Origin of the sequence: Haloferula luteola, assembly GCF_014201715.1 — a bacterium.
Classification (GTDB): domain Bacteria; phylum Verrucomicrobiota; class Verrucomicrobiia; order Verrucomicrobiales; family Akkermansiaceae; genus Haloferula; species Haloferula luteola.
In genome coordinates, this window is sequence record NZ_JACHFD010000044.1 from 1 (window position 1) to 5,940 (window position 5,940).

General features: G+C 61.7%; 4 protein-coding genes. All 4 read left to right on the plus strand.

The window, feature by feature from the left end; translation table 11 throughout:
• Window positions 1-249 precede the first annotated feature (249 nt).
• The 4 genes from HNR46_RS20040 (at window position 250) to HNR46_RS20055 (ending at window position 5,893) form a co-directional block, all read left to right on the plus strand.
• A complete protein-coding gene (locus HNR46_RS20040; RefSeq protein WP_184022412.1) occupies window positions 250-1,128 on the plus strand; it encodes a glycoside hydrolase family 95 protein in 879 nt (292 codons plus the stop codon).
• 24 nt (window positions 1,129-1,152) lie between these two features.
• Window positions 1,153-2,640, plus strand: a complete 1,488-nt coding sequence (locus HNR46_RS20045) for a glycosyl hydrolase family 95 catalytic domain-containing protein (RefSeq protein WP_184022414.1) — start codon at window positions 1,153-1,155, stop codon at window positions 2,638-2,640.
• 11 nt (window positions 2,641-2,651) lie between these two features.
• Entirely contained in the window at window positions 2,652-5,042 is a 2,391-nt protein-coding gene (locus HNR46_RS20050) for a glycoside hydrolase family 95 protein (protein ID WP_184022416.1), read from the plus strand.
• 326 nt (window positions 5,043-5,368) lie between these two features.
• Window positions 5,369-5,893: a hypothetical protein gene (locus tag HNR46_RS20055; protein ID WP_184022418.1), complete on the plus strand. Its 525-nt coding sequence runs from the start codon at window positions 5,369-5,371 to the stop codon at window positions 5,891-5,893.
• Window positions 5,894-5,940 lie beyond the last annotated feature (47 nt).

Consider the following 5,940-nt stretch of genomic DNA (forward strand, 5'->3'; position numbering starts at 1 on the left):
CCGAAGAAGCTCAGTCGGATCATCCAACTAACCAAGCTCGCCCAAGACGCTGGCATCACCTGATATGCCTGCTACTTTTCGGACGATGCACTAGCGTAGGCCGACTCCCAATCTTGCCATCAACTTTTTGACGCGTTAGAAGAAAAGCCAGTCAAAGAATTTCACCAAAGCCCCGACCGAGTCCTCCTCAATCCGCCGGTTTCCATCACCCCTTTAGGGGGGCGAATTGTGACCAGTTCCGTCTTCCAAATGCACCAAACTCTTCCCAACATCGACTTTGGTTCCATTCGCCCGCTTCGCGGAAAGCAGACGGCCGGCTTCGAGGAGTTGTCAGTCCAGCTGTTCCACGGCGAAACCGAAAGGCGTCACTCCCATCGACTGACACCTCCCGCCCCCGACGTCCGCTATCGGTTCCTCGGTTCCAAATTCATGAAATTCTTCCTCCGCATTCTCGCCTGCTTCACTGCAGCAGCCTCGGCGGCACCCCTTACCCTTCGTTTCGACGAACCGGCCACCGACTGGGAAAAACACGGCCTGCCTCTCGGTAATGGTACAATCGGCGCCGTAGCGATGGGCGATCCGGCGCACGACCGGATCCAGATCACCGTCGACTCGCTGTGGACCGGCGATGAGAACCCGAGCGGCGGCTACGACGAGGCGGGAAAGCAGCGGGGCCAGGGCTGCTTTGGCGCGTTCCAATCGATGGGCGACCTCACCTTCACGGCCACCTCGTCCGGCAAGGTCTCCGATTTCCACCGTGCGCTCGACCTCCAGCAAGCGCTCCACACCACGAGCTGGAAGTCCGGCATCACCACCCACACCCGCGAAATCTTCGTTTCCTTCCCTGACAAGGTCCTCGCCTGGCACCTCACAGCGAAGGACGGGACCCTTGACGGCCTGCTCGAACTCAAAGGCCATCACAGCGACCAACTGAAGTGGGAGGGCAATGACCTCCGCCTCACAGGCGAGCCGGCCAACGGCCTGAAATACGAAGCCCGCGTCCGGGTCTTCATCCACAAGGGTAAGCAGCAAAAGGAAGGCGACGGCATCCGTCTCAGCGGCGGCGAGCAAGCGCTCGTGCTGATGGCCGCGGATACCAACTACGTCATGGGTTCCGACGCGGGATGAATGAAAGGCGACCCGGCCAGGGAAATGAAAGCCCGCCTCGACCAAGCGGCCAAGCATGGCTGGACCGAGCTGCTCGCCCGTCACGAGAAGGATCACCGCAGCTTGTTCGACCGCGTTTCCCTCGACCTCGGAAAGACGGATCCCGAGGTTGCCGCCCTGCCCGTCAACCAGCGCATCCAGCGCTACCGCGACCAAGCGAAGGAATTGCCCCGCCCCTGCCTCGACCCTGAGCTGGAATTACTACTTTTCCAGTACGGTCGCTACCTTCTGATCGCCTCCTCCCGCCCCGGCACCCTGCCCGCCAACCTGCAAGGCGTCTGGAACAACCCGAACACTCTCGCGTGGAAAAGCGATTACCACACCAACATCAACCTCCAGATGAACTATTGGTTGGCGGAAGTCGCCAACCTTCCCGAACTCACCTTGCCCCTGTTTGAGTTCCTCAGCACTAGCGCTTCGATCTCCCGGAAATACACCACCAAGGAATACGGCAAGGACACCGAGAGATTCGTCACCCGCATGTCGATCAACCCCTTCGGCGGCACCGGCTGGAACTGGAACATCGAAGGCACCGCCTGGCTCGCCCAGCATTTCTCGGAACACTACGCCTTCTCCGGCGACCGCGAGTTCCTCGAAAACACCGCCTGGCCGTGGCTGCGCGACGTTTCGAAATTCTGGCTCGGCCGCCTCAAGGAACTTTCCGACGGCCAGCTCGTCGTGCCCAACGCCTGGTCGCACGAGCACGGTCCGCACGAAGACGGCACCGCCCACGCCCAGCAACTCATGTGGGACCTCTTCACCAACACCCTCGCCGCCGCGCGCGAACTCAAAACCGACAGCGACTTGCAGAAGCGCCTGGAGGAAACCATCACCAAGCTCTACGGCCCGAAGATCGGCTCGTGGGGCCAGCTCATGGAGTGGATGGAGGAAAAGCCCGAGTTCGAGAAAAGCAACCACCGCCACACCAGCCACCTCTACGCCGTCTATCCCGGCGTGCAGATCAGCCAAACGGAAACGCCCGAGGCCGCCCGCGTTTCCCTGACGACCCAGCGCGGCGAGCTCGGCGACAGCCGCCGCTCGTGGACCTGGGCTTGGCGCACCGCCCTCTGGGCCCGCCTTGGCAAGCCCGACCGCGCCCACGGCTGCGTCGCCGGGCTGCTCGCCTACAACACGCTCGACAACCTCTGGACAACTCACCTGCCCTTCCAGATCGACGGCAACTTCGGCATCACCGCCGGCATTTCCGAAATGCTCGTGCAAAGCCACGCCGGCGAAATCGAGCTGCTCCCCGCGCTCCCTGAAGTCTGGCCCGCCGGCCACGTGAAAGGCCTCCGCGCCCGTGGCGGCTTCGAGGTCGATGTCGCTTGGGAAAAAGGAACCCTCTCCTCCGCCAAAATCCGATCGCTGACCGGTGAGCCGCTCAAGGTTCGCTTGGGCGAGCGCGTGGTCGAACTGCCGATCTGCCGGGGCGAATCCTACCGATTCGGCCCGGACCTTACCCGTATCCAATAACCTCCCATCCCATGAAACCCACCCGACGAAATCTCACCACCCTTCTCCTTGCCTGCTGCGCCGCCATGCCTGCGAAAGCTAAAGCGGCAGAAGATGCGCCCGCCGTCGTGGCTAGCTCGAATGTCGCGGAGACCCACGCGCTGCAGTTATGGTATCCGCGACCGGCCGAAGTCTGGACCGAAGCGCTCCCGGTCGGAAACGGCCGCCTCGGCGCGATGGTCTTCGGAGGCACCGCGGAAGAGCGCTTGCAGTTCAATGAAGACACGGTCTGGACCGGAACTCCGCACGAGTACCAGCACGAGGGCGCGGTGGAAGTCCTGCCCGAAATCCGACGGCTGCTTTTCGAGGGGAAACAGAAAGAAGCGGAGGCCCTCGCCAACAAAAGGTTCATGAGCGTGCCGTTGAGGCAGCGCAGCTATCAGCCGCTCGGTGACCTTCGACTTCGCTTGGGCGGACATGACAAGGCGATCGACTATCGCCGCGACCTGGACCTCGATACAGCGGTGGCGGCCGTGCGCTACCGGGTGGACAATGCGACCTATACCCGCGAAACTTTTTCCAGCCATCCGGACCAGGTCCTCGTCGAGCATCTCTCGGCGGATCGCCCCGGCAGCGTGAGTTTCCGCGCGAGCCTCACCAGCCCGCACGAGGATTTTTCGGTGACCGGCCAAGGTGACAGCGAAGTGCTGTTGTCAGGCCGGGTGCAGGGAAGAAAAGATGGGCTGCCATTCGCAGCGCGGCTGCGGGTGGTCACGCAGGGCGGACGTTGCTCCGTCGATGACGAGGGCAATATCCAGGTCAAAGGCGCGGATGCCGCGACCTTGCTGGTGACGGCGGCGTCGGCTTTCGAGAACTTTCAGAAAATCGGAGGCAATCCTGAAAAGCGATCGCTCGACTCGATGAAGGCCGCGGCCGGCAAGGATTTTGCCGACCTGCGCAAAGCCCATGTCGCCGACCATCAGCGGCTTTTCCAACGCGTCGCGATCGATCTGGGCGCGACCCCGGAAAAGACGGCGGCGCTCCCAACGGACGAGCGGATCGCCGCAGCCGACAAGAGCGGGGATCCCGACCTGGCGGAACTCCTTTTCCAGTACGGGCGCTACCTGCTCATCTCGAGCAGCCGTCCCGGCACCCAGGCGGCCAATCTCCAGGGCATATGGAACGACAAGCTCAGCCCGCCCTGGGGCTCGAAATACACAGTCAACATCAATTTGCCGATGAACTATTGGCCGGCGGAGGTCGCGAACCTTCCTGAATGCGCCGAGCCGCTCTTTTCCCTGATCGACGACGTCGTGATCAGCGGACGCAAGACCGCGAAGACGCACTACGGCACGCGCGGCTGGGTGCTGCACCACAACACCGACATCTGGCGCGGCACCGCCCCGATCAACAACGCCAACCACGGGATCTGGCCGACCGGCGGAGCGTGGTTGTGCCAGCACCTGTGGGAACATTGGAGGTATTCCGGAGACCGGAAGTTTCTCGCAGAACGCGCCTATCCCGTCTTGAAGGAAGCCTCGTTGTTCTTCGTCGATTTCCTGATCGAAGACCCGGCGAGCGGTGCCTTGATCAGCGGGCCATCGAATTCTCCAGAAAGCGGCGGCCTGGTGATGGGGCCGACCATGGACCACCAGATCATTCGCAGCCTCTTTTCCTGGACCGCGCAAGCCGCGCGCATCCTCGGCAAGGACAAAGCGTTCGCAGCTCAACTCGACAAGCTGCGCACTCGCATCGCGCCCAACAAGATCGGCAAGCATGGCCAATTGCAGGAATGGCTCGAGGACAAGGATAACCCCAACTACCACCACCGGCACGTCTCGCACCTTTGGGGAGTTTTCCCGGGCGAAGACATCACGTGGGAGACCCCGGACTTCATGAAAGCCGCACGACAATCGCTGATCTTCCGGGGCGATGGCGGCACCGGCTGGTCCCTCGGTTGGAAAATCAGCCTGTGGTCGCGGTTTCTCGACGGCGATCATGCCTTCCAGCTTTTGATGAATCAGCTCAAACTCGTCCGGGAGAACTCCGACGAGAAAGATACCACCTGGGAAGGAGGGGGCACGTATCCGAATCTTTTCGACGCGCATCCCCCTTTCCAAATCGACGGAAACTTCGCCGCGACGGCCGGAATCTGCGAGATGCTCGTGCAGAGCCATACTGGAGAAATCGTGCTTCTACCAGCATTGCCCCCCGCTTGGCCCGAAGGGTCGGTGAAGGGCCTGAGAGTCCGCGGCGGCTTCGAGGCTGATCTGGCATGGAAGGACGGGAAGCTCACCGAAGCCACCTTCCGCTCGCTCGCCGGAGCTTCCCTCAAAGTCCGCCTCGGTGACCACGTCATCGACCTCCCGACCCGCCGGGGCGAGTCCTATCCATTCGGACCCAACCTTACGCGCCTCCGCTGATGTCCGACGCGGGGCGCTACTCCCGAACGTGATCCGGCCACCCGTGAGAGCACCGGCAATCAACGTGCACATCGTGCATGATGAAGACCTTGAAACCATCATCGCAATTGTGCTGGCTGCATTCTCCGCCTCGATCGTGCCTACAGCCGACGCATAAGAGCTGTATGTTGGAGCAAATTACCACCCGCACGACTCGGCGCCGGAAATCTGGGAACGGGATATCTTCATCTCGAACGAGGTGAACGGCTTCCTCTTGAAACCACTCGATCAAGTCGAGGCCAAAGCGCCCGGAACTTAATCCTGCGGCTTCGAAGAACGACCATTTCATGATATACCACACCCTTGGCACTATCCGTGTCCTCGGCACTCTCATGGTGTCGGCAATCGCGTCAGCCACCGCTCTCCTCGGAGCCACGCCCGCCGCCGCCTCGCCGTCCTTGCCCTTTGTCTTCGACATGGTGCACCACAACCCGGGCGAGGCGAAGTTCCAGACCCGATTCCTCGATCCCACACGACTCAGAGCCTGGGGCTTCAACGGCAATGTCCCGCGCGAGTTCGTGCATAGCGCCATCACCTACAACTCCTTTGACAAGGACATCTTTCCGGCTGGAAGCAAGGAGCGTGCGTGGGTCGAGGACTACGCCCGGGAGATCGATGCTTTCATCAGCTCCATGAAGGCTGAGGGTCAAACCTGCTATCCGTTCACCGACTTCATCGTGCTACCGAAGCGCCTGGTCGAAAAATACCGGGCCGAGATTTGCGATGCGAAGGGCCGCGTCGATGTCTCCCGCCCGCGGACCAAGGGGGATGTCCCTCAGATCGTTAGAATCGGTGGCAGCCGGTCGGGTTGAGATTCATCGCTTAGTGGCTTCCTGACAAGGCTGCTCCTGCCCCGCGC

Coding starts and splice junctions, on each gene's coding strand:
- HNR46_RS20040 (WP_184022412.1), top strand. CDS start 250: ATGCACCAAACTCTTCCCAACATCGACTTTGGTTCCATTCGCCCGCTT.
- HNR46_RS20050 (WP_184022416.1), top strand. CDS start 2,652: ATGAAACCCACCCGACGAAATCTCACCACCCTTCTCCTTGCCTGCTGC.
- HNR46_RS20055 (WP_184022418.1), top strand. CDS start 5,369: ATGATATACCACACCCTTGGCACTATCCGTGTCCTCGGCACTCTCATG.
- HNR46_RS20045 (WP_184022414.1), top strand. CDS start 1,153: ATGAAAGCCCGCCTCGACCAAGCGGCCAAGCATGGCTGGACCGAGCTG.